Raw genomic sequence first — 1,453 nt, forward strand, 5'->3', positions numbered from 1 at the left:
CCCAAACTCACATTACATAACTTAGCTGTGTTTCTGAGAGATTGTCCTTGTTTTAAGTATTTCACTACATTTTTATACTTTTCTAGCACTTGTTGGTCAGTTTCCTTTGACCCTTTGACTCTGCCTTTGTAAACTCCTTTAGCAATTGCTATTCTAATGCCTTCTTTTTGCCTTTCTAGCATGGTTTCTCTCTCCATCTCTGCAATGTTAGCCATAACACTTATAATAAGTTTAAAGGCACTGTTTGGCTTGTTGTTTACTAAACTTTCTATTCCTAGGTTATCTACTTTGAGAATTATCTTTTTTTGGTTTAGTTCTTCGAGGGTGGAGAGTATGTCAAAGAGATTTCTTCCTAGTCTGTCTATGCTGTGTACGCTGATGTAAGTTATTTCTCCTTTTTCTATGTCTTGTAGTAATTCTTTTGCTTTTTCTCTTTGTTTGAATGGAATTGCTCCACTGATAATATCTATATATAGTTTTTCTTCTGAATGCTGTTTCTCTAGTTGTCTTTGAGTATTTTGGTTTCCTGTGCTTACCCTGATATATCTTGCTTTCATATTTTTTTAATCTTTTGTGTTTTGAAAAACACCCTGATTTTAATTTTAATCAGGATGCTTTTTTATTATTTTGGATAAGGTTATTATATATCTCTGAAATAATGGTTATTGGAGGTAGAATAGTCATACATGATATTTCTTGTGGTACTTTCCCAATCTATATGAATATAAGAAGGTAAGTTTTCTGGTATATCTCCTGTTTGTTCTAAAAGCTCTTCTACAAATTCTTGATCTGTGTTATATTTTCCTGTATAGCTTTCTTCTACTTTTCTGATAAGGTTGTGTATATTATCTTCTGTTCCGTAGCAATCTACATAGGCTTCTATTACTTCTTCTCTGTAATAACTAGCTTCAATAGCTTCTAAAACTTCGTAAATCTCAGAAGAAATATAGGATTCTCCTATTAATCCCATGTTTTCAATGATTGTTGAACATTCATAGTCTTGAAACATAAATTCTGGATCTTCTTCGTCTTGATGTAGTTTTCTCATGGCTTGTATCAGTTCTTCAAAGTCGTTGTAATCTGATATATTTAACCATTGCCCAAAAAGGCTTCCTTCATTGTACTTTTTGTAAGTACCAACATAAATTTTTGTCTCATAAAGACAATTTCTTACCTTTGTCATGTTGATAGATTTTAATTTAGTGATTGACATTTATTAACATTAGCCTTGTTGTGTTAGCGCACTTCAAGGCTTCTTTATTTCCTATAAAGATACAAAAAATAAATAAGTGTATCAAATTTAGAATAGGTGTTTTTAATATATTTTTATCCTTTTATTTATGTATTTTTCAATTAATTTATTGTACTACATTTTGACCATAATCTAATTTTGATACGGTAATTAAGGGGATAAATAAGGGTTGTTTTTAAGGGGTCAATGGAATGAAAGTTT

General features: G+C 30.7%; 2 protein-coding genes. Both read right to left on the reverse strand.

The annotated features are described in order from the left end of the window. Positions 1-557: recombinase family protein (locus ETU08_RS00530; protein ID WP_146261061.1), on the reverse strand; the 557-nt coding region annotated here is incomplete at its 3' end. Between the two features lie 83 nt (positions 558-640). Continuing rightward, positions 641-1,183 carry an antirestriction protein ArdA gene (locus ETU08_RS00535; protein ID WP_146261062.1) on the reverse strand — a complete coding sequence of 181 codons (543 nt, stop codon included), beginning with the start codon at positions 1,181-1,183 and terminating at the stop codon, positions 641-643. Positions 1,184-1,453: the final 270 nt, after the last annotated feature.

The organism is Apibacter muscae (assembly GCF_007845635.1).
Lineage (GTDB): Bacteria > Bacteroidota > Bacteroidia > Flavobacteriales > Weeksellaceae > Apibacter > Apibacter muscae.

What these genes read in the sequence shown, in the direction of transcription:
- ETU08_RS00535 (WP_146261062.1), bottom strand. Translation starts at nt 1,183, where the DNA reads ATGACAAAGGTAAGAAATTGTCTTTATGAGACAAAAATTTATGTTGGT.